Source organism: Pseudomonas sp. S30_BP2TU TE3576, from assembly GCF_050436025.1.
Classification (GTDB): Bacteria; Pseudomonadota; Gammaproteobacteria; order Pseudomonadales; family Pseudomonadaceae; genus Aquipseudomonas.
In genome coordinates, this window is sequence record NZ_JBNDLK010000001.1 from 4,670,719 (window position 1) to 4,693,255 (window position 22,537).

Sequence of the window (22,537 nt, forward strand, 5' to 3'; positions counted from 1 at the left end):
TCGGCAGTTTACTTGTCATCGACTTTGATGCAACCTAGAAACTACACTGTGCAGTGTAATGTTTTGTTAATTCTGCCCAGTAAAAAATAGAAAGTCCGGCTGATGCGTGCGTGCCTTGGCCATTTATCGTCCCACCGTGAGAAGCCGAAATGTTTACGGTTTCTCTGGAGCTATCCAGTTATGGCCAATTCAAGTTCCCCAACGGATAACGCCTCTACGCCTGAAGCTTCTCGTCAGGTCGAGGGAGCCTACCGAAATCATGCGCCTGTGAAGCGCGAAGGCTTTCGCAAGACGCTACGGATCCTGTGGAATATGATCTTCCACAAACCGCGTGACACGCGCCCGAGCGCGCCCGTCCCGGTGCAACCCTTGACGCAAGCCGCACTGATCGCCGCGCCGAACCACAGTGTTTATCGTCTCGGTCACTCCACGGTTCTGCTCAAACTGCGGGACAAGTTCTGGATCACCGATCCGGTCTTCGCCGAGCGTGCCTCCCCGGTGCAATGGGCCGGCCCCAAGCGTTTCCACCAGCCACCAATCAGCCTGGAACAATTGCCACCGATTGAAGCGGTAATCCTGTCCCACGACCACTACGACCACCTGGATCATCAGGCCGTGCTGAAGCTCGCGGACAAGACCAAATACTTCCTTACACCACTTGGCGTAGGCGATACCCTGATCAAGTGGGGCATCGACGCCAGCAAAGTCCGCCAACTGGATTGGTGGCAAGGCACGGAAGTCGAGGGCATCCGCTTCATCGCCACCCCGTCGCAGCACTTCTCCGGCCGTGGCCTGTTCGACAGCAACAGCACCCTCTGGGCCTCGTGGGTGATGATCGACGGCGATACACGCATCTTCTTCAGCGGCGACAGCGGCTACTTCGACGGCTTCAAATGCATCGGCGAACAGTACGGCCCATTCGACCTGACTCTGATGGAAACCGGCGCCTACAACGTCGACTGGCCGCACGTGCACATGCAACCCGAACAAACCCTGCAAGCCCACATCGACCTCAAGGGCCGCTGGCTGTTGCCGATCCACAACGGCACGTTCGACCTGTCGATGCACGCCTGGTACGAGCCTTTCGATCGCATCCTGGCCCTGGCCTGGGAGCGCAGTGTTTCAATTACCACGCCGCAGATGGGCGAGGCGTTCAACCTGATGCATCCGCAGCGTGGTGGTGCGTGGTGGTTGGAGGTTGAACAACAGGTGTATCAGGATCAACAGAGCGTTGGGTGAGGCGGCTACAGATTGCGACGAACTTTCGTGCAAGAGCTGGTGACCTGAGATGACGGAAAATTCCGACTGATTCTTTAGGCTGAAAAACGGGTGAAATCATTCACTCGACATCAGTCAGAAGGATTTTTACATGGAAGTAACGTTAAACAGCTGCATGACGCGGCTGGCCAGGATTGTCCTGTTATCGATGGCCACCAGCGCAGCCTATGCGCAGACCCCGGCGGCTGAAACCAGGCTGGAATACCTGAGTGTCGATGAACTCAACCAGCGGATGGATCGCGGTCAGTTGAATTCCGTAACGCTGGTTCGGCACTTGTTGCAACGGATCGAAAGGCTGGACAAACAAGGCCCGGCGATCAACGCAATCATCGAGCTGAACCCTGATGCACTGGAGATTGCCAAGTCCCTGGATCGGGAGCGCCAAAACGGGCATGTCCGCGGACCGCTGCATGGCATTCCGGTGCTACTCAAAGACAACATCGATACCTCCGATTCGATGCAGACCAGCGCCGGTTCATTGGCCCTGGTCGGGCAACCTGCTGCACAGGATGCCTTTATCGTGCAGCGCCTAAGGGGCGCCGGAGCGGTCATTCTCGGAAAAACCAACCTCAGCGAGTGGGCCAACGTTCGCGATCCGGCCATTCCCGATGGCTGGAGCGGCCGAGGCGGACAAACCAGAAATCCCCATCTGCTTAGCGCAACACCCTGCGGCTCAAGTTCGGGCTCGGGCGCAGCGGTCGCGGCGGGGTTCGCTCCGCTGACGGTTGGGACTGAGACGATCGGTTCGATTATCTGTCCTGCGTCACTCAATGGTGTGGTCGGCCTCAAACCGACGGTGGGTTTACTCAGCCGCAGTGGCATTGTTCCCGTGACGCACAAACTCGATACGCCAGGGCCGATGGTTCGCAGCGTTCGCGACGCTGCATTATTGCTGAACGCCATGACCGGCAATGATCCGGCTGACCCAATCAACAAACCGTCAGGCGTCAATACAACGGACTACACGGCTCTGTTGCGTCCTGATGCATTGTCGGGGCGCCGTATCGGTTTCCCGTTGAAGTTCGACAATAGCGCTGAGGGGGTTGAAAGTGATCCGCAGTTTTCCAGGGCTCTGGAGGTCATGCAGGCTGCCGGCGCAATTCTGATCCCCGTGGAACTCACTGATCCGTTATCGGAGCAGGTAGATGAGGCGCTATGGATGGGTATCAAGCGTGATTTGCCGAGGTATCTGGCGACCCGAACCGCAATGGCTGCCCCCACACTGGAAGCTATTGTGCGTTTTAACAAGGACACGCCTGGCAACCCGGATTACGGACAAAGCATCCTGAGCGCGGCCAACACCATCGATTTCGAAGAGCGCACGTACAACGAGCTGTGGCGGAAAATCAAGCACGAAAACGCCGCTGTCATCGACGGCTTACTGAACACCCACCAACTCGACGCCTTGGTGCTCGACGTCGGCTCCCCCGGTTTGAACGTCATTGCGCTGGCAGGCTACCCCGGCATCATGATGCCGTCAGGAGTGGACGCTGACGGCGTTCCGACCTCAGTGTTTTTCTACGGTGCCCCTTGGAGTGAGGCCAAACTTCTGGCGATGGCTTACAGCTATGAACAAGCCTCACATGCGCGTCAGACACCTGCATTCAAACCATAGAAATGCGCTAAGCAAAAACCACCTCAAGCCGGCCCGCCTTTCGCGATCAGGGGGCCGGTTTGACGACGATTTGCACGTGGCCTACGAAATTTTCGGTGCTCACTCCACCATCGCAAAATCCGCCCGCCCCACCGGATTCGGCGTCGACCCTTTCACATTCATCCCGCGCCCCGGTGCAAACCCCGGGAAGAACACCAGCCCTTCCGATTCGAACCGATAGGCCAACGCCAAACGAGTGACATCCAGCACCTCACGCTTCGCCTCGAAACGCTGAATGGCATCAACCGAAACCCCGGCTTCCCGGGACAGCTCATCCACACTCCAGCCCAGCATCGCTCGGGCCTGGGCGCAGTGGGCCGGGGTGAATTGGAAGAGGGCGATACGTTCCAGGGTGATTTTCATCGCTTGAGAGGCCATGGTGTTCTCCGGGCTCGAGAGTGTTGGTCAAAATATACTGTGTTTTTGTACAGTTGTTTTGAGCCCGGATCAAACGCATTTTTTGATTTGTCTTTTCAGACAGACGAACGGCGCAGCGTTTATTTGTCCGCCAACCCCGGCGCCTCCCGCACGATAAAGTGATCCAGATTCTCAATGTTGGCGCTGAACACCCCGAACGTCTGCTCGGGGTTTTTCTTGCTCGGCACCTGCTTCAACTCGGGCGTCACGCCATAAAAGAAGCAATACAGTTCCCGACCACTCTCGATGGCATGCTTGATCTCTTCGAGGAACGCCTTGCGCTTGCGGTAGCTGTCTATGAGCTTTTTGCTCAGGTAGACATTGACCGAGTAAGGCCTCTTTTCGAACCAGACCTTCTTCTCGAAATCGATACGAAAGCTCTGGGTGTAGTCCTTGATCTCCTTGACCTTGCCCCAGTAAATCAGCCCCCTGTTGTCTTGCAGGTATTCGATCTTCTTGAAGAACGAAGCGTAAGGCGCGGTGTGCTCGCCAATCTTCAGCGGCACGCGCTTGAGCAAATCCTTGTCGTCGAAGTTTGAAACAAAGCATTCCACCGGGTGGGCAAAGATGCTGGTCTTGTCCGGTGCCGATTCCCTGCCCGGTTGCTCGACATTGCCTGCCACCGACGGCGTTAGCGACTCATCACGCACCCCATCCGCTGCGACCTTCGGACTGGACGGCTTACGCACATACTCACGCCGAGTCAGTAACAATTCCGACGGGAAATTTTCTTCGCGACTGTCATCCGTTTCCGCCTCATCCACACCCGACGCCGGCGTCTTCAAGCTGACATAAGGGCAGCCCTCGACATGCCGCGTACTCGGCAGGTTCTTGAAGTGCGGCGTACGCACGTAATTCACATTCTTGGCGTTGAACGTGCCCAGCTCATTGGCCGCATCGAACGCCAGGCGACAGGCATCGTTGGGGCACTGGAAGTGTTCCCTGGCGGAGTCGAAATCCATCGTCTCGTCGAAATTCAGATCCCGAACGTCGTAGATCGACAACTTGTCGTTGAGGCTGAGGCAGTAGGCGAGGTCGAATTTCATGTCGGCTTCCAAATCCTTTAGATGAACAGCTTCCAGTGATGGTGCATTCGAAGCAATAGCTACACTGAGATCACTTCGATATCGCCGAGTCTGCACAGTCCATCAAAGAGGGCGGTTCATGAGCCATTCAGATACTTCGCCGCCCCTCCCGGAACCGGGCCGGATTGCCCGCCGGGATGAACAGACCGGTTGGCGCCGCTGGCTACCGGGGCTGGGCATGCTGCGCGAATACCAATGGGCATGGTTGCGTTACGACATCGTGGCCGGCCTGGTGTTGACCACGATGCTGGTGCCCGTCGGTATCGCCTATGCGGTGGCATCGGGTGTGCCCGGCATTTATGGCCTCTACGCGACGATCGTTCCGCTGCTGTTCTATGCCTTGTTTGGCCCCAGCCGAATTCTGGTGATGGGGCCGGATTCCTCCCTGGTGGCCGTCATCCTTGCTGTCATCATTCCACTCTCCGGTGGCGACCCGCAGCGTGCCGTCGCCCTGGCGGGGATGATGGCGATCGTGTCGGGCGCGGTGTGTATCCTGGCCGGTATGGCGCGCCTGGGGTTTATTACCGAGCTTCTGTCCAAGCCGATCCGCTACGGCTACATGAACGGGATTGCACTGACTGTATTGATCAGCCAGTTGCCCAAGCTGTTCGGTTTTTCGATTGAATCTGGCGGTCCATTGAGAAACCTGTGGGCCATCGCCTCAGCGTTGATGGAGGGAAAAGCCAATTGGGCCGCATTCACGGTCGGCGCGCTCACCCTGGCGGTGATTTTGCTGCTCAAAAGAAGGCCGCAATTGCCGGGCATCCTGATCGCCGTGGCTGGCGCGACAGTCGCCGTGGGTGTATTCGATCTTGCGGCACGCGCCGGTGTGTCAGTCCTCGGTTCACTCCCCCAAGGCTTGCCCGGGTTCGCCATCCCCTGGATCACCACCGCCGATATCGTCCCGGTTTTGATTGGTGGTTGCGCCGTCGCACTCGTTTCGTTCGCCGACACCAGCGTGCTGTCGCGGGTCTATGCGGCGCGGACCCGAACCTACGTCAACCCGAATCAGGAAATGGTCGGCCTCGGCATCGCGAACCTGGCGGCCGGTTTTTTCCAGGGCTTCCCGATTAGCAGCAGCTCGTCACGGACGCCCGTGGCCGAGGCCGCCGGCGCCAAGACCCAAATGACCGGCGTCGTCGGCGCATTGGCGGTTGCCTTGTTGCTGGTGATGGCGCCGGACCTGCTGCAACATTTGCCGTCCAGCGCACTGGCGGCAGTCGTGATTGCATCGGCCATCGGCCTGATCGAGGTCGCCGACCTGCGGCGGATCTATCGCATCCAGCGCTGGGAATGCTGGCTATCGATTGTCTGCACCGTCGGCGTGGCCGTGTTCGGCGCGATCGAGGGCATCGGCCTGGCCATCGTGATCGCGATCATCGAATTCCTCTGGGATGCCTGGCGTCCGTACTCCGCAGTATTAGGGCGCGCCGACGGGGTCAAGGGCTACCACGACATCAAACGCTATCCCGACGCGCGCTTGATCCCCGGCCTGGTCCTGTTTCGCTGGGATGCGCCCTTGTTCTTTGCCAATGCCGAGCTGTTCAGCGTCCGAGTGCTGGACGCCGTGGCGGCATCGCCCACGCCCGTGCGCTGGCTGGTGGTCGCCGCAGAGCCGGTCACCAGCGTCGACGTGACCTCCGCCGACATGCTCGCCGAACTGGACGACACCCTGCACGCGGCGGGTATCGAGTTGTGCATTGCCGAGATGAAAGACCCGGTCAAGGACAAGCTCAAGCGGTTCGGGTTGTTTGCGCGCTTGGGGGAAACGGCGTTTTTTCCTACGGTCGGGGCGGCTGTGGATAGTTATGTTGCGATGTATTCGGTGGATTGGGTGAAAGGATAGGCGCTCCCGCCATTGGACAGGCCTCCATCGCCTGACTAGCGTTGTCTGGCAGATCGAATCGCCGCATGCCTCATGGGCAACTGCCAGGCCAAGCGGACTCTCCAGCCGTCCAAGCCTTGATTGCGGTGAAACCCGAGAGATCGAAATCGAGACTTCACAGCAAGGAGCGCACCATGCCGAACAACTGGCCCGACGGGATTGAGCACGTTGTCGTGTTGATGATGGAAAACCGGTCATTCGATCATTTGCTGGGGGATTACACCCGCATCAACCCGGCGTGTGACGGCATCAACCGTAATGCGCCCCGCAGCAATCCGCTGAAACTGGCCAATGGCAATTCGACGGTGATCACCCAGGCGTCGGAGTTCCCGGAAAACTACAGCCTGTGGGCGCCGCCGCCCCCTCTGCCTCCGGCGCTACCGCCGAGCAATAGTGAGGGGTTCGACCTTGGCCACGAGTTCGTCAACGTAGAGAAACAACTGGGCGTCTCGTTCAAGACCAGCCCGGCCAACCCCAAACTCGATGGTTTTGCCCAGGACGCCTACGACAAGGCCCGCAAGGACCTGAAGGTGTACAAAACCTGGTCGCAATCCATGGCTCAACGGGCGATGAACTACATCCCGTTCGGCGCTAAGACAGCGGATGATACGTTGCCGGCAATCCATGGATTGGCGCGCAATTTCACCGTGTGTGATCGCTGGTTTTCCTCAGTGCCAGGCCCAACCTGGCCGAACCGTTTTTTTGCCATGCTCGGCAGTTGCAATGGCCACTTGCTGATGCCCTCGACCGGCACGGTACTGGCCGGCATCAAAAGCCTGATCGCACAGTTTGGCGGCGAGAGTATTTTTTCGCTGCTGCGCAACAACGGCCACGACGCGCGCATTTATTCCGATGGCGCGGTACCGCTGGCGGCGCTGGTCAAGGGTGGTTTGCAGCACCTGAGCATCGAGGACTTCAAGTCGGACGTCGCCGGTAACAAACTCCCCGAACTGTCCTGGATCGAGCCGAGCTATGGCCTGCTCAACGGTAAACTCGGGCCCAACGTGTCGCATCATCCACCGGAGGACCTGCGCTTTGGCGATCAGTTTGTCGGTGAGGTGTTCAACGCCTTGTCGGCCAATGCCGCGGTCTGGAATAAAACCCTGTTCGTGCTGCTGTACGACGAACATGGCGGTTTCCATGACCACGTGGTGCCGCCGACTTGTGTAGCGACCGGTTCAACGGCCGATGTCCCATGGAAAAATCCCTTCACCCGTCTCGGCGTTCGTGTTCCGGCGATCCTCGCTTCGCCGTGGCTCAAGCCAGGCTTGATACCCTGGACGGGCGACGTCCAGGCGCAGCACTACGATCACACCAGTTTGCTGGCGTTTCTTTGCGATCATTTCAAATTGCCGCGCAGTGCCCTCGGCCCACGGGGGATTGCGGCGCAGCACTTCGGCAATGCGCCCATCTGGCGCACTGCACCGGGCGTAACGGCTGCGCCAAAATTGGCGACCACCGTGGTGCCAAGTCGTGCTGGCTTGCCATTGATCGAGTCCGAACTGGCGACCCAAAGTCGGCAGGTGGTGGACAGTGCCACCGGTTACCTCGACGGCCTCGATCCAGAGCAAATCTGGAAGAGCAGCGCCCAATGGGTCAGCGGTTTTCTCGGTAATCGCAGCCGGGCCTTGGCTGATCCGGCTCAGGCCGCGCTCACGCCTGCCGCGCCCAGTGCGGACAGCCTGGAGGCGAAACTGCGGCGCCTGCAGGATTTGATGGTCACCGCCCAAGGGCAAGCGGTGCCTCCGGTTGCGGCGCCTGCCAGCAAAGCCTTGGTAGAACCGGGATCGGAAATCGCATCAACGCGGCTGCGCGTCCTGTGCCTGCCCGGTGTCGGGTTCACGCCGGCCGACAAAGGGCAGGGCGGCATTGATACAAACTGGCAGGAGCAATGGCGCACATTGATCCGCAAACAACTGGCGCAGAACGGTCGCCTCATTGATGATCAGGACATCGACTTTCTGTCCTTCGATGAGCAACTCAAGGAAGGGCCGGACTTCGCCCAGATCACCCGAGGCCTGGCGATGCTGAGGGCCGACGCAAGCGGCAAGGCCGACGAGAATTTCGGCAGTTGGGGCCTGCCGGTCAATCAGATGCTGCGCACCACGGTTGGCGCCATCGTGCAATGGATCGAAGATGCCGAGTTGCGCACTGAGTTGACTCAACATCTGCTGGCGAAGATCGAGGCATTCAATCCGCAGATCATCTTCGCCCAAGGGCTGGGCAGCCTGATCGGCTACGACGCCCTGCGCCGGTCGGTAGCGAAAAAAGGTTCGGCACTCAAGCGCATCGATGGCCGCGTGTTCGTCAGCTTCGGCTCACCGATCGCACTGCCGCTGGTAATGCGCGAAGTGTGGGGCGGGCGGGTCCTGCGCCTGAGCGAAAACGGCCGAGGCATCCGCCGTTGGTTCCACCTCTACAACCCCAACGACGGCTTGCTGACCCGGCCGATCACCTCGCCGGATTCGGCGCGGGTCGACCTGCAAACCGAATTCAGCGTGCCGCTGCGCGATGACCTGCTCGACCTCAATCACGCCGCCCAGGCCTACTTGTCGTCACCCACCAGCCAGACCGGCCTCTGGCCGCAACTGGCCCGCGACGTGGTGGCCGCACGCGCGCTGGAAGTGCCGGCGTTCCTGTCCCGCAGCGGCCAACGCAAACGCCGTGCTCTGGTGGTCGGCATCAACGATTACCTCGACCCGAGCGCACGCCTCGACGGCTGCATCAACGACACTTACCTGATCAGCCGCATGCTTCAGGAAAGCGGTTACGACGCCGGCGACATCCGCTTGCTGCACGACGCCCGAGCGACCCGAGCCAACTTCGTCGAGCGCCTCGAATGGCTGGTGGAAGGCGCCCGCGCCGGCGACGAGCGTGTGCTGTTCTACTCCGGCCACGGCACCCAACTGCCGGTCTACAGCAGCAGCGGCGAAGCCGACTGCATGGACGAAACCCTGGTGCTCCACGACTTCGACTGGGACGACGAAAGCACCCACTTCACCGACAAACTGTTCCGCCAGTTCTACAGCCACCTGCCATTCGACCCGGACGGCCACGGCGCCAAACTCACCGTCATGTTCGACTGCTGCTACGCCGGCGGCATGACCCGCGGCAACGGCCGCGTGCGCGGCATCACCCCACCCAGCGACATCCGCCACCGCATGCTGCGCTGGGACCCCTACGCCGGCGACTGGGACCGCCGCGTCTACGCCGTCGACACCGACCGCCGCGACTTCAGCGAACAAGACAACAAAAACCGCGGCCTCACCCGCACCCGCACCACCCAAGGCGCCGCCACCGGCCTGCGCCCCGAGAAAAAAGCCCAACTGCTGCGCCAAGGCAAACTCTACGGCCACCATGGGCCGTATATGCCCCTGATGCTCTACGCTGCGAGAGAAAACGAAAAAGCCAACGAGTATGAGGTGGGTTCGAACAGCTACGGCGCCTTCACCTACGCCCTGGTCGAACAACTGCGCAAATTGCATCAGGAGGATGCGACGTTGGGGTTTGACCAGTTGATTGAACGGGTGGGGAGCGTGCTGAGCGCGAGGTCGTTGGGGCAGACACCGGAGATCGTCGGGCCGAGTGGGGTGAGGGCGGCAGTGTGTCCGTGGCGGATTAGTGGGTTGGGGAAATGACGCTTTAGCGGTATCGCGGGCAAAGAAAAGGGCCGCAGGAAAATCCAGAGGCCCTGATAACACCAGCGTTCCCAAGCCAGCCGCCGACCCCCTGTGGGAGCGAGCTTGCTCGCGATTCGCAAGATCAACACAACAACCAAGCCAGCCACCCACTGTGTGGCGAGGGGGCTTGCCCCCGTTGGGCTGCGAAGCAGCCCCTAATACTGCAACTCGGGAGGCCCAGACAAACTGAATTGTGCCGACTAACGATTTGCACTCAGATGAAAATCCGCTGCGTGTAATTCAGGCAGCGGATTTTTGTGGGTTCGAACAATAAGTATCCACGCATCACTCTTGACGCCTTCCGCCACCAGGATTCACGTCGATTGAAAGGATCATCTGCCAACACACACGGCATATCCCGCAACCGAATCCACGGCTCATCCTGCCAATGCAACATACAGAGCGACATCTTCGGCCAATCAAGCACACTCAAAGTCGGGCGCTCCACCATTCGCGACGGCCGCGCATCACGCAGCGCAGGCACAACCTGATGCGTCAGCCACTCTCGCAGCAATCGATTCTCAGGGCAGTAGTGATAAATCAACAACGCATACACACCTGACTCGCTCACCATCAAACGCTCTTTAGCGGCGCCATAGAGGTCGACGAGCATCAATTGCCTCTGGTCCGCATCGAGCTTGCGCGTCACGCGCTCATCAAGGTGTTTGCCCATAAGTCGCCCGAGATCATGCGCGCAGAACCAGGCCTGGTTCTCCAAAAGAAGGGCATGCAGGTGGACGTTGTGACGAGTGAAAAGGGTAGGTTTCAGTGATTCAGGCATGGCGGGCCTCCTGGAACGGAAGCGCGTGGTCGGATCTGTGGGTACGGCGATTTACCTTCATCGTGAAGGTCAGATAGTCAGGCATTTCCTTTACCTCTGGCTGCTTTCTTAGGGCATTCGTTAAGGGTGTCGGGAGCTAAGAAACCCACCAGAGACGGGCCGGACATATTCCCCTTTCGGGTCTTGTATTCGCCCACTCCCGACATAACGGGGATTTTCTCGCAGGCGTAGAGAAACCGCAGACGAAAAAAAGCCGCATGACTGTCGGGTGCGGAGGGCCGCTCTGGTTTGTAGAGTTTCTTAGGCTCGGAGCCGAGGGTAGGAGGATCAGATGGCTCCGTCAACCCACAGTTCGTTTCATAAATTTCTGAACACAAGGATCGCTGGACAACGACGAAGAGTGAATTAGACTGGCTGCATATACAGTATTTTGCATTTGCAAATTTCTATCCCTAGCCCTGTCGTGCGTCATCAACCCAAATGCTTGGGAACCCAAGAAATTTCATTTACTTTGAAGTTTCAAGGGCTAGAATGGTGACCATTCGTCACAGCTTTGACCCAGAGGATCTCGGGCTCATGAATCTTTTTGAAACACCATCTTTTGAATCCTTGAGTGAAATGAGTTCGCGCTCCCATGACACAGATACCCATCCAGCCACTGATCTCGCACTGCTTCATAAGCTGCTGGAAATCTATGATCAAGGTCAGCTCGCTGAGATTCTCAACGATGTCAGTCCGACTCACTGGTGTCGTGAAACCATAAATCGCTGGGTCAAAGGTAAAGCTTCACCAAAGCTTTCTCATATCGAATTCACTCGCCTGGAAGCTCTTTTACCCAAGCGTTTGAACCATAAACCTTCGTTTACCTTTATTGATCTTTTTGCCGGTATCGGGGGCATCAGAAAAGGTTTTGAAGCCATCGGTGGCGAATGTCTGTTCACGTCCGAGTGGAACAAATACGCAGTCAAAACCTACAAGGCAAACCATTTTTGCGATCCGGTTCGGCATCGCTTCAATCTGGATATTCGCTCGGTCACTCTTTCGGACAAGCCCGAAGTGAGTGATGAGGAGGCGTACAGGCATATTGATCGTGAGATCCCTGATCACGATGTTCTGTTGGCAGGTTTTCCATGCCAGCCGTTCTCTCTGGCAGGTGTTTCCAAGAAAAACTCCTTGGGACGCAAACACGGTTTTGAATGTGAAACCCAAGGCACTTTGTTTTTTGATGTGGCCCGGATTATTGCTGCAAAGCGGCCAGCCGCGTTCTTGCTTGAAAACGTGAAAAACCTCAAAAGCCACGATAAGGGCAATACGTTCCGGATCATTTGCGAGGCTCTCGATGAACTGGGCTACGAGGTTGCAGACGTTAATGCGCCGAAGGGCACTGATCCAAAAGTCATTGATGCACGGCACTTCCTGCCACAGCATCGCGAGCGAATCGTGTTGGTAGGTTTCCGTCGGGACCTGAATGTTCACCAAGGTTTCACGCTACGCGATATCAGCAAACTGATACCCAAGCAGCGACCTAGCTTCGGTGATTTGCTTGATAAGGAAGTGGACAGCAAGTACATCCTGACACCAAAGCTTTGGGACTACCTTTATCGGTATGCCGAAAAACACCGCGAGAAAGGTAATGGTTTTGGCTTTGGTTTGACTCGTCCGAATGATGTCGCTCGTACCCTATCGGCTAGATACCACAAGGATGGTTCGGAAATTCTGGTCGACCGTGGATTTGTTGAACACCTGGACTTCAACAGCGAGCTGAATCAGATCAATCGACCTCGCAGGCTTACTCCTCATGAATGCTCACGCTTGATGGGTTTCGACAAGCCGGGTGAAAGCAATTTTGTGATCCCTGTATCTGATACCCAAGCTTACCGTCAATTTGGTAACTCGGTTGCCGTCCCGGTTTTTGAAGCTGTGGCTCGGTTGATGAAAGATCGTATTTTGGCTGCAAAGGAAAAAACTGCTGACACGGAGCGACCACAGTTGGAGTTTGCCCTTCCTGAGTGAGGAGATACCCTTCCAGCGGTAAGTACGGAGCGTTTGCGCTCCAGCGCATCGATCGACATTCTCGAATGCATCAGATAGCTCACATCCACCTTGAGAGTACCCGTTCTCAAGGTATACAAAGGGGTGGAGCTATCGATTGCATGGGGGTGGGTTTTTGGTCGATATCGTGGATGTGGCAACACGCTCTCGAATGATGTCTGGCATTCAGGGTAAAAATACCAAACCAGAAGTTTTAATCCGCAAAGCCTTGCATGCACGAGGCTTTCGCTTCCGTTTGCACGTTAAACATCTCCCCGGTAAACCTGATCTGGTCTTACCAAAATACAACGCAGTGGTGTTTGTGCACGGCTGCTTTTGGCATGGACACACCTGTCGATATTTCAAAGTCCCCCAGACGCGACCTGATTTTTGGTTGGAAAAAATCGGTAAAAATCAGATCAGAGACCGATCCCATGAGACCTCCCTGTTGGGGCAAGGGTGGAGGATTCTTGTCGTTTGGGAGTGCGCGGTAAGGTCAATGAAGCGAGAGAAATCCCTTTTATTGATTGACCTCATAGCTGACTGGCTGATAAACGGTAATGAACATTTACAGATAGACGAAAACGCATGTTCACCGACCGCATCAGCGACTACTTCGAAGGTGTAGCTGCCAAGTATTTGAGTGCTGTGGATGCAGATCCAGGCCGCTCTCACCAGCACGAAATTGGTGGCCTTCCTGCTGCAGGATTTAAGCACTACCTAGGTACTCCCGGGAAGAACGAGGAGTATCGATTCAAAGCCAAGCAAATTTATTTCACGGATGAGTCTGTTGCGCCCGATATCAGTGAAGGGATGGTCACTTGGTATGATTGTCGGCGAAAGCAACCTCTTCGAAGCGCTGAGTTTCGTCTCTATTACAATACGAATGCAGTAACCGAGTTGCTCGAAGAAGGGGATTTCCTTCTGGTAGCGAAAATGCGTGACGGTTCATTGCTGATGATATTCACGCCAGCAGGTAGCACGGTTGAGAGCCAATTGCGGCTTCTGTTCGGTCTGGATCACGTAGGTGAGAGTTTCACCTCGGGAACGCTGGATTCTGTGCAGTTGCTTTTACCATTACGACTAATGCTGGAAGATTTAGGAATTGAAGTAAGCCGAATTGAAACGGGAGATGATGTTTGGCTTGAACAACTCGTTCATTTGTTTGGCGGAAAGGCTTTTCCAACGACTTCTGCATTCTCGGTATATGCGAGAAAATCTATTGAAGAGATGGTCGATCCTCTAGGCTGTCCCGATCAGACCATCCTTGATTGGATGGAGCATGAAGAAAAGCTTTTTCGTATCTACGAGCGGCATTTGGTTCAGCAGCGACTTCGTAGTGGTTTTGGCGAGGCGGGTGATGATGTAGATGAGTTCATCAGTTTCTCTTTGAGCGTGCAAAATCGTCGGAAATCCAGGGTGGGACATGCATTTGAAGGACATCTGGATGAAATCTTCCGATTGCACGGTTTGCGCTTTCAACAGGGGCGAGGCAAAGGTTTAACAACTGAAAATAACTCTAGACCTGACTTTATATTCCCCGGGTTTTCTGAGTACCATGACGCCGAATTCCCTGAGGTGAAGCTAATTATGTTAGGGGCCAAGACGACATGTAAGGATCGTTGGCGCCAAGTCTTGGCCGAGGCTCACAGGGTCAACGAAAAGCACTTAGTGACTATGGAAGCGGCTATAAGTGAGTGTCAAACTACGGAGATGCAATCTTATCGCTTGAGGCTGGTAGTGCCAGAAAGAATTCAAGCGACATATACAGACTCGCAAAGAAAATGGTTGATAAGTCTTGGTGAGTTTGTAACGTTGGTGAAGCAGACCTGTGTGTAAGGTTTTTTAGGTTTTTATGAGTTGCTGTATGTGTAGTCTGTTCTAATTTTAATGTAAAAGTGGTTTTGTATATCGATTGTTTAATTGGTGCGCTGTGGCGCACGAATCTTGTCGATAGCAACTCCATATTGATTGTGTCGCTGGTCGTTCTCAAGGATTTTCTTTGTTGAGAAATGTTCAGCCTTTAACATGAGTCAAAACGGTTGGTGATCAAGCCCAGCTAGGTCAACTTGGTACTCAATACGCACTACCCCGGAAGGCAAGCATCCATCTGCAAAGCTCTCCGGGACGATTCTCGGGAAATCAGTGCCTACCGGAAACAGCCGCGACTCCAACACCATGAAAGTTTCACGCCGCGTTGAATTACCTGGATGAAAGCCAATCCGTGCCAATGACTGAGCCAGTACCTCGGCGTCGAACCCAGCTTTGATAAGGCGCTGCACTACAGCGTCAATGGAGTCGCCGGACGCAGACGATTCGAACCGGTAGTGGACCAAGTTCAGCAGACTTGCAGAAGCCAACGCCAGCTGGAATTGTCCGGCCACGTGAATATAGGAGTCGTAACAGCTGACTGTTGCTTTTACTTCGTATCCCGCGGTTGGAGTCCAGACATCAACCACACCGCCGGAGGGCCCGTACCATTGCACTTCCATCCCTTGCTGCATCAACTTCTCAATGGTGAGCAACTCGGCGAGTGCTCCATAGCTGCTTTTGACTGCCAGAGAATTACCCAGCAGGTGGCGCCACTTTTTCCACCACGCCGAAGGCTCATCAATCAACTCCTTACGTAAGCAGTCATTCGCCCCCGGTGTAATCATTTGGGCACAAATGACCGCGAATTCATTTCGTAACGACTGAATGCTGGATTCAAGGCGCAGTAAGCGGCGCGGCGTACCGCCAACAATGCGATCAACCGATACCAGTTGGGAGCCGGTAAAAGCCTCTGCCACTAGTCGGTCATCATTCAGCTCGACAGCCACTCCAAATACTGCACCCTCACTAAATACCCACGCGGGTGCGCTACGGGGCAGATGGTTGATCGGTAGCATCAAGCCGTTTTTGCCGAGATTGGCAAAACCAAATCGGATTTCTTCAAGCAGGTTCATGGGGGGATTCACCTTTTAGATGTGCTCGGACGTTCAGAAGATTCGGGCAGCCTGCATCATTGAACAGGCGACGGACATAACCGATTATTCCGCCTTCATGAAGCGAAGGTTCAAGTATCAGTATCCGTGCGGTGTTCAGCCTCATGATTGCTCGGAACTGCTCTTGCGAGGGGTTGCGCTGGCTGCGTTCAGCGAACAGCTCCCGGGTAAGCTCAACCCTGAATCCAGCCCTGCCAGGCCGTTCTACCAGCTGTACGATGGTATCGGTCGTCACTGTCGCGAGAATATCCCGCGTCCGCACTTCTGAACCTTGCCAAGTCAGGTGTACCGTCCACCAGATAGTGCGTAACCATATACGGCTTCGACCGCTGAAGAACCGGCTTTCCGGCGTCTGTTCCCACCGTTTTGCTACCAGATCAGGCAGCAGCTTGACCGAAAGAAAGCGCCATACTCCGTTGTCGGCGGCTGCTCGCACATCAAACTCGGCTTGGCCCAAGACTCGATATAGCACAAGACCGCACGCCACATCGAATGCACCTGCGTTCTGTTTCAATAAGCCTTCAAAGCACGCGACCTCACGCAGGAGCTCATCGCGGAGCGCCTCGAGCTCTGCGGTAAGCCCTGCGGACTCAAAAACATTATTCTCCGCCATCTCGCTGAAGCGCCGTTGTGCCATTGTCACACTCAGTGTGGGCAATTTCATTGCTCAATCTCCGGTTCTACACACCGGTCGAGCCAGCACTGTGCCGATGCAAACAGTTTTTCTGGCGATGTCGTATCCAGAGCCCCGAGCCGAACAAAAGCAGCTGCGGCATCTGCAACGCTGCCTAGTTCATCCGTGATACTTGGCCGTCCGACCAGAGCTTCGAGATCGTCACCGATCTCATCCTTGACTTTATACACAAACAGCGCAATCCAGGATGAAAGCACCTGCCTCATTAAGGGCGTCTGGCGACCTGACTCAGTCTTGCGCTCATAAAGCGCGCTATACAGCTCATGGTCTCGGTTCAACAGCAGGGCAATGTATTCACTGGAAAACGGCTCCTCGAATGCGTCGGTCCAGTTGGCGCGCAACTCCCACAGAGCGCCTTCGGCGGTCCGAGCCTCCTCCAGAACTGGAAACAGTGAGCCGTCACCATCAATTACCACTTCCACACGCTCAGCCAGCGCGCCTAAGTGAGCGCCGGCTACTTGGGCCCAGGCAGAGTTGGTCGCGGCGCTGCCAGGCCGCCCCAGCATCAGCATCAGCGTCAGGTGTCCGCAGCCACGTATCGTAGCGCGCTCAATCTGGAGCCTGATGCGTCGTGCTACATCCCTTTGCATACACTGCTCGCGGGTCAAGCGGAGAGGGAGGCTGAATTGCCGCCACCCTGAATCCGCCGAAGTCCACTCCAGCGCGATTACCAGTTCGGCGTCAGGCGCAGCTATGCCCTCTTCGCCGAACAGTACTGCAAGAGGAGAGACTTTATCCAACTGGCAGTGAATAACCAGATCATGGTCATCCGCACTCCAGTCGCTGTCTTTTCCAAGTGAGTATTGGCGGTCACTGATAACCTCTGGTTTAGGGTCGGGCCCTTGCGAGGTGAAGGTGAATTGCGCATCTAACTGGAAGTCGGTAGGCAGATTGGCCGGTAGTGTCCGGTACGGCATGATTAGTCTGCTCACAGCACCACCTCTGCCGTTTCAGCAAGACTCACGTGTAGTGCCGGGCGTAGCGTACTTCCGGAGGGTGCCGCGATGTGTATACGAAGATGGCCTGTTACAGAAACGGGTGGTTGCGTAGCCGTTGCCTGAATCCGAACATAAGAGTGCGCAACTAGCTGCGTTACAGCGCCCCTCGATTCGATCTTGCAGTCTCCGATCCGGAATGGAAAATCCCCCAACGCGTCGTTGGTCCACTGACTACCTGTAATTGTGCCTGCCTCGGAATCGACGCGCAGATCAATCACACGGGCGCTAGATGGGTTAGCAGCCCCCCACGCCAGCGACCAGTAGACGACGATACTGCCGCCGGAGTGTTCAATGTGCTCGATATAGAAAGTCGGGTTCGAAGTTCTCGGGTGCCCCCCGGTTCGCGGCCTGTTCTGCTGTGCAGGATGGCCAGAGCGCCCGTCCTGGCCGAAGCCGCGTTTGGGCATTACAAGATCGGCCAAATTGCGCGCGAGCCGTACAGCCGGTTTTACATTGGAAACTGGAACAGATTTTCCACCGAAGTCTTTAAGAGCTCGCCCGGTGTTGGTGCGGATTCTTTCGACGATTCGCACCCCGCTTTTATCGACCCACTCGGTATGGTCCGAGCGCTCACAACTGCGCAGGTATGCCTCAAGGGTCAGTGCACGGCCTACTGCAACTGGCAGAAATTTTCTTTTCACCAACACTTGGTCATGGAGTGGCACGAACACAGCAATCAGGTGCCCCCCAGTGGCAGCACTAGGCAGGCCACCAGACCAGCCTCGACTTTCTGTGCTGTCGTCCCAGCAAATATTCATGCCCGGCTTTCGCACGTAAGTGACAATCGGGCGATAGGGTGGGGAGGTGTCCATGCGCCCGAATATGCAGGCTCCGGGGCTTGGCTGGTTATTCGGTGCCCCCATGCCCAACTGGTCATTGCTGAGAATCACTGCTGCCAGTGTACCTGCACGACTGGTACCTTCGAACTCGCTACGAACGGTCACGGGCCTGCACGTTAGATCAGACTCATCTATAGCCTGCCTTTTTAGGTAGTCGTCGCCGAGAATTTGATCTGTTGCGGCGCGGTTATAAAGCGACTGCATCACCTGAAAGACAGGGAGCATATCGGTACGGACCACCGCCCGGCCGTTTACCCGTGCATCCAGCCATGGCCCATTGGGGAACGAGGGGTTGTTGAGCCTGGCAGCGAACCAGCGCTGCAGTGCAACTTCGGTGTATGTGTCGTAATTTTCACACCACCAAGGTTGGCGTGGTATTTGCCCATCCTCTCTAGGCTCCTCTTCGGCAATCAAGTCGTCTTTAAGAAACGGAATGACAATCACCGTCCCGGTTTCTTCCCCCTGAAAGAGACGTACGCCTAGTGCGGCCAACACGGGCGCGATGTGTGAAGAGGCCGTTACCGGAACCGGTTCCTGGCTGTTATCTTCACCCCACCAAGCAATCCCGGTTTGCGTATTGGGCTGGATTTTCGCTTGGCTGGCTTCGTCTTCTACGATGCTAGCCACTAAGCGTTCCTGATAGCCTAGTTCGGTGAGAATACGTGAGTAATACAGGACAAAACCCAGCCCCATGCGGAAGTAACATGTTTTGCCCAATCCCCAAGAGCCGCCGGCGTTTTCGTCATCCCTGGTACGTCCAATCTCGAATACCAGTTTGAGCAAGTTGCCATGCGGACTGGCGCCACTCACCTGCGAAAACCTGAGTGGACCGCCTAGGCCTTCTGTGCGGGAGTCACGAATCTCTAGCAAGCGCCCCCCCCTAGGGAAGCGCTCATGCAGCGCTGGTACGTCAATTCCATCATGGAACCAGTCCGTCACCGCCCCGGTGGAATGTTCACGGAAAGAAAATTCTACACAAACACTGCCACCCGGTAGTTTATCGATGGCCGCATCCAGTGAGTTTTGAACCGATTCTCTAACCAGCAGGTCGAGGCGTGGCATTTCTTCATTTTGCATGGCCCGCAACAAAAAAGCGCCGGATTCCTGCATGGGTCGTAACGATAATCCATGGTACTTCATTCAGGTTTCCTCTGAATTTTCCTATACCCAGTCAGCATCGCCATCTGTGAACGCTGCGGGAATTTGAACGGTGACGTGGGTGACAAAGTTTTGCTTTTTGCCACTGTTGGCGCCGGGCATCCAGATGCTTACCCCGACAATATCCGTCTGTGCCGCTAGTGGCTGGCGGGTCTTTTCGGGTAATGGCACATCAGTTCCCTCAGGTGCTTCACTAGTAGGTCGTGGCTTCGGCATGCTGTCCTTGTCAATGAGGTAGAGCAACAGTTGGGGAACGTGGCCCACCCCGTGCTTCTTCCTGAGACTTTCAATGTAGACATTGGTAAATGTCTTGCCCGAAGGAACATCTGAAACTGCACTGTCGAGATCTGCCAGCAAGTCCCGCGGATCCCTCAGCGCACCAATCGATACGGCGCCGTCACTACGCTCTTGGCCCAAACGGGTACGGGTCACACGCCCGACGCTTACGCCCGGTACCCCCCACCCGCCTTCAGTTTTGGCCTCGGTGCCCCCAACCACAACGTTCCACGTATCAAAGCCGGCCGTCTTTGCATGTTCTTCAAGCCACCCTAAAAATGGCGAAATATCCGAGAAGAACTGACTGGCCGGGTGGAATGTGAAACTGCGCAAGAACTCCGACACATCGCTCACCTCTACGCCTCTCCACACTAGGCTGCCAAATCCACCAGTAGTGCCTTTACCACGGGCACGCAGAAAATTCCCTGCAATCTCGAAGTTCTTGCGATGAATGTCTCCGGATCCGGCACCATCGTGAAAAAGGGTTGTTTGCCGGTTAACTCCGGAAAAGTCATACATGGCGCCGATGGCGCGCTGCATTCTGTTTTTGGCTGTAGGGCGCAACCAACTGATCCGGGGATTGATACGTACCCGGGGGCCAAATTCCGACGGCTTGGTACCTTGGCGCTCACAACGCTCCAACTCATCGCGAAGGTCTTCTTCCGCCTGGGCCATGAACTCGAACTTTTCGAGCGTCTCATCAGGCATCCAGATGCGTGGAAGTAGTTCGTAGCCTTTTCGGTAGCCGAACCAGCGGCCCATTTGCATCAGCGAGTCTGCTTGGGCTGAGCCCCGCAAGAAAAAGGTACTAACAAGATTTTCAATGGTCAGCCCGCGGGATAACGTCCCCCCGCCGATGACAATGAACGCAGTGGCAAAGTCGGGGCCGCCCTTTGTTGGCGGCTGAGGATAAAACAGCCGCCGTACTTCGTTTTCATTATTGATTCCATTGTTGGCGCAGTTGTCCACGCAAATATGCACCCCTTGGTGGTAACTCAACGCTCCCTCGTCATCCAATTGAATGGCGGTTACCTCAGCTAGCAGGGCGCCAAACTCCGGGTAGATCTCATCAAAGTTCGGGCAAGCTTCGATAACCTCCAACCTGCCATACATGGGAAATCGAATGGCGAAATCTGTGGCATCCAGATCTGCTGTAACCCGCTCCCAGAACCGCCTGCACCGGTGCATGAAACCTTCGGGATCAGTCCCGTGTTGGGCAGCAAAATGCTTCAACAGTGCCTTGATCGCATCATCCACACCTGCGTGGTGCGCCTGTCTAGAGCTGGTATGCACCAGCATGCTTACCGGCTTAGAAAAGTCTCTGACCCGCATGGCAGCGACACAGCAAAGAAACCACAGCACGCTGTCTTCGAGAGTTTTAGGTAGTTCACTGATGTTGCCATCGTGTATAGCGTCGACACGCTCAAGATCTTCATCACTGACGGTACGTACGATACCCAGTGCCTCTTGCCCCGTGTCTGAGTTTCCAAAAATCTGGACCGGGCCGAAATGCTCGTCGGACTGCTTCAGCGCAATGATGAAGTTTTCCGGGTACAGCCCTTCCCCCGGCCCCTCATTGAGGAAGTTCGCCGCTGGTGTCGCCGTATAGGCAATGTAGTTCACGCTCTGCGCAGGCAAATTCACAAGCTCGACGATAAGTTTGTTGATTCGCGTGCGTTCCTCTGAGGAAACGTCAGCGGTATTAATGCCGGCTTGATCGGCTTCGTCATCGATTACCACAATACGCATGTTGCCCATGCCAGTTCTGAGTTCCTTTATCCAGCCAATCAGCCTCTCGAGTCGCGCAAGGTTTTTCAGGCACACAATCAGATGGCGGTCACGGCTGTCTTTTGTGAAATCCATGTTCCGGGCTTGGTATTCCGGTGGACTGCCCGGACTAGGGTGATTGATCGCTCGCCAACCCAGATTGCCGGGACGGACAAGGTCATTGAGGAGTCGGTCCCGAGTTTGCACCCGGAGATTTTCTAACGTTCCGGTTAATACAATGAACAAGTTCCAGCGATGGTCTGCGGCCATAGCAATAAGTCCGGCCATGCTCGCCGTTTTTCCGGACTGTACATGTCCGACAATAAGCCCTTTCACAGGCACAGGGCTTTTCAGTCGCATGTGCCGTAGTGTTTTCAGTGCAGAGTTTTCGATGTTACTGACGGCTGTCTTTTTCCAGCCTTGGTCGAGCAGATGTTTCCGGTACAGCTGCCAAGCTGTTTTCGCCGAAGCGGGCACCATGATATCTGGCTCGCTTTCCTCAATTCCCACCACTACTAGCGGGCGACTCGTCTCGACGGCCCGCTCGTCCGCAGCCTGTTTGCCGGCCACGAGTTCGTGCCAGCATTGACGCCGTTCGGCCGACGTTTTTCCAAGCGAAGGCCAGAAATTGAGTTCCACCTGCATGGCCAGCCATCGATCAAGTTCCTCTTCGGTCTTACCGCGGGACAGTAACTCATCCCATTTCAGATTCTGCTGCCGGCAAAGGTCGATATAGTCTCGGCACAAATCGTACTGCGGATCCGTCATGATATTTGACATTGGTTTCCCTACACACAGATGGGCTTGGAAAAAAGATTAGCAAAAAAAGATGATGGCGTGCTGCCATACATGTATCGTATATCAAATGGTTTTTGACGCGCTGGTGAAGCTAAAGACATGTATCCCACGCTGTTGCTTGATTAAGGGAGGCGAGCCACTGCGACAGGGTGTGCTGCTCTCAGCAGCTATGCACCGAAGATGTCTAGGCAACATCTCGAGTCAATGCTGTT

15 protein-coding genes are annotated in these 22,537 nt (G+C 55.9%); 7 read left to right on the forward strand and 8 right to left on the reverse strand.

Features of this window, described 5'->3' with window-relative positions:
• The first annotated feature begins 180 nt into the window (after positions 1-180).
• Together ABIA48_RS21345 and ABIA48_RS21350 are read left to right on the forward strand one after the other, a co-directional pair.
• Complete coding sequence (locus ABIA48_RS21345) at positions 181-1,239, forward strand: MBL fold metallo-hydrolase (protein WP_429491136.1); 1,059 nt, start codon at positions 181-183, stop codon at positions 1,237-1,239.
• A 130-nt stretch (positions 1,240-1,369) separates the two neighbouring features.
• Positions 1,370-2,893, forward strand: a complete 1,524-nt coding sequence (locus ABIA48_RS21350; protein WP_429491138.1) for an amidase family protein — start codon at positions 1,370-1,372, stop codon at positions 2,891-2,893.
• A 99-nt stretch (positions 2,894-2,992) separates the two neighbouring features.
• On the opposite strand, the gene ABIA48_RS21355 is transcribed toward ABIA48_RS21350, so the two are convergent.
• The gene (locus tag ABIA48_RS21355) at positions 2,993-3,310 is read right to left on the reverse strand and encodes a helix-turn-helix transcriptional regulator (protein WP_310054494.1); all 318 of its coding nucleotides are present in this window, start codon (positions 3,308-3,310) and stop codon (positions 2,993-2,995) included.
• A 119-nt stretch (positions 3,311-3,429) separates the two neighbouring features.
• Positions 3,430-4,395, reverse strand: a complete 966-nt coding sequence (locus ABIA48_RS21360) for a hypothetical protein (RefSeq protein ID WP_429491140.1) — start codon at positions 4,393-4,395, stop codon at positions 3,430-3,432.
• A 118-nt stretch (positions 4,396-4,513) separates the two neighbouring features.
• Here ABIA48_RS21360 and ABIA48_RS21365 point away from each other — a divergent pair, with 118 nt between their 5' ends.
• Both ABIA48_RS21365 and ABIA48_RS21370 read left to right on the forward strand, forming a co-directional pair.
• Complete coding sequence (locus ABIA48_RS21365) at positions 4,514-6,280, forward strand: SulP family inorganic anion transporter (RefSeq protein WP_429491142.1); 1,767 nt, start codon at positions 4,514-4,516, stop codon at positions 6,278-6,280.
• Between the two features lie 173 nt (positions 6,281-6,453).
• Positions 6,454-9,957 (forward strand): alkaline phosphatase family protein, encoded by a 3,504-nt coding sequence (locus ABIA48_RS21370; RefSeq protein WP_429491144.1) that lies wholly within the window; start codon positions 6,454-6,456, stop codon positions 9,955-9,957.
• A 256-nt stretch (positions 9,958-10,213) separates the two neighbouring features.
• On the opposite strand, the gene ABIA48_RS21375 is transcribed toward ABIA48_RS21370, so the two are convergent.
• On the reverse strand, positions 10,214-10,780 hold the full coding sequence (locus ABIA48_RS21375; RefSeq protein ID WP_429491146.1) for a BRO-N domain-containing protein: 567 nt from the start codon (positions 10,778-10,780) through the stop codon (positions 10,214-10,216).
• A 576-nt stretch (positions 10,781-11,356) separates the two neighbouring features.
• Here ABIA48_RS21375 and dcm point away from each other — a divergent pair.
• The 3 genes from dcm to ABIA48_RS21390 all read left to right on the forward strand — a co-directional run bounded on the left by dcm (position 11,357) and on the right by ABIA48_RS21390 (position 14,650).
• Positions 11,357-12,793, forward strand: coding sequence for a DNA (cytosine-5-)-methyltransferase (gene dcm, locus ABIA48_RS21380; protein ID WP_429491148.1), 1,437 nt, complete (start codon positions 11,357-11,359; stop codon positions 12,791-12,793).
• 172 nt (positions 12,794-12,965) lie between these two features.
• Positions 12,966-13,439: a very short patch repair endonuclease gene (locus ABIA48_RS21385; protein ID WP_429492905.1), complete on the forward strand. Its 474-nt coding sequence runs from the start codon at positions 12,966-12,968 to the stop codon at positions 13,437-13,439.
• Entirely contained in the window at positions 13,400-14,650 is a 1,251-nt protein-coding gene (locus ABIA48_RS21390; RefSeq protein ID WP_429491150.1) for a type II restriction endonuclease, read from the forward strand. Before ABIA48_RS21385 ends, ABIA48_RS21390 begins: the two co-directional genes overlap by 40 nt.
• A gap of 194 nt (positions 14,651-14,844) precedes the next feature.
• On the opposite strand, the gene ABIA48_RS21395 is transcribed toward ABIA48_RS21390, so the two are convergent.
• From ABIA48_RS21395 to ABIA48_RS21415, 5 genes are read right to left on the reverse strand one after another with little or no spacing between them, the layout of a single operon-like run.
• The gene (locus ABIA48_RS21395) at positions 14,845-15,756 is read right to left on the reverse strand and encodes a PD-(D/E)XK motif protein (RefSeq protein WP_429491152.1); all 912 of its coding nucleotides are present in this window, start codon (positions 15,754-15,756) and stop codon (positions 14,845-14,847) included.
• On the reverse strand, positions 15,743-16,459 hold the full coding sequence (locus ABIA48_RS21400; protein WP_429491154.1) for a hypothetical protein: 717 nt from the start codon (positions 16,457-16,459) through the stop codon (positions 15,743-15,745). The genes ABIA48_RS21395 and ABIA48_RS21400 overlap by 14 nt, the downstream gene beginning before the upstream one ends.
• Positions 16,456-17,406 carry a hypothetical protein gene (locus tag ABIA48_RS21405; protein WP_429491156.1) on the reverse strand — a complete coding sequence of 317 codons (951 nt, stop codon included), beginning with the start codon at positions 17,404-17,406 and terminating at the stop codon, positions 16,456-16,458. Before ABIA48_RS21405 ends, ABIA48_RS21400 begins: the two co-directional genes overlap by 4 nt.
• A gap of 11 nt (positions 17,407-17,417) precedes the next feature.
• Positions 17,418-19,466 carry a hypothetical protein gene (locus ABIA48_RS21410; protein WP_429491158.1) on the reverse strand — a complete coding sequence of 683 codons (2,049 nt, stop codon included), beginning with the start codon at positions 19,464-19,466 and terminating at the stop codon, positions 17,418-17,420.
• A gap of 21 nt (positions 19,467-19,487) precedes the next feature.
• Complete coding sequence (locus tag ABIA48_RS21415) at positions 19,488-22,307, reverse strand: Z1 domain-containing protein (protein WP_429491160.1); 2,820 nt, start codon at positions 22,305-22,307, stop codon at positions 19,488-19,490.
• Between the last annotated feature and the right edge of the window lie 230 nt (positions 22,308-22,537).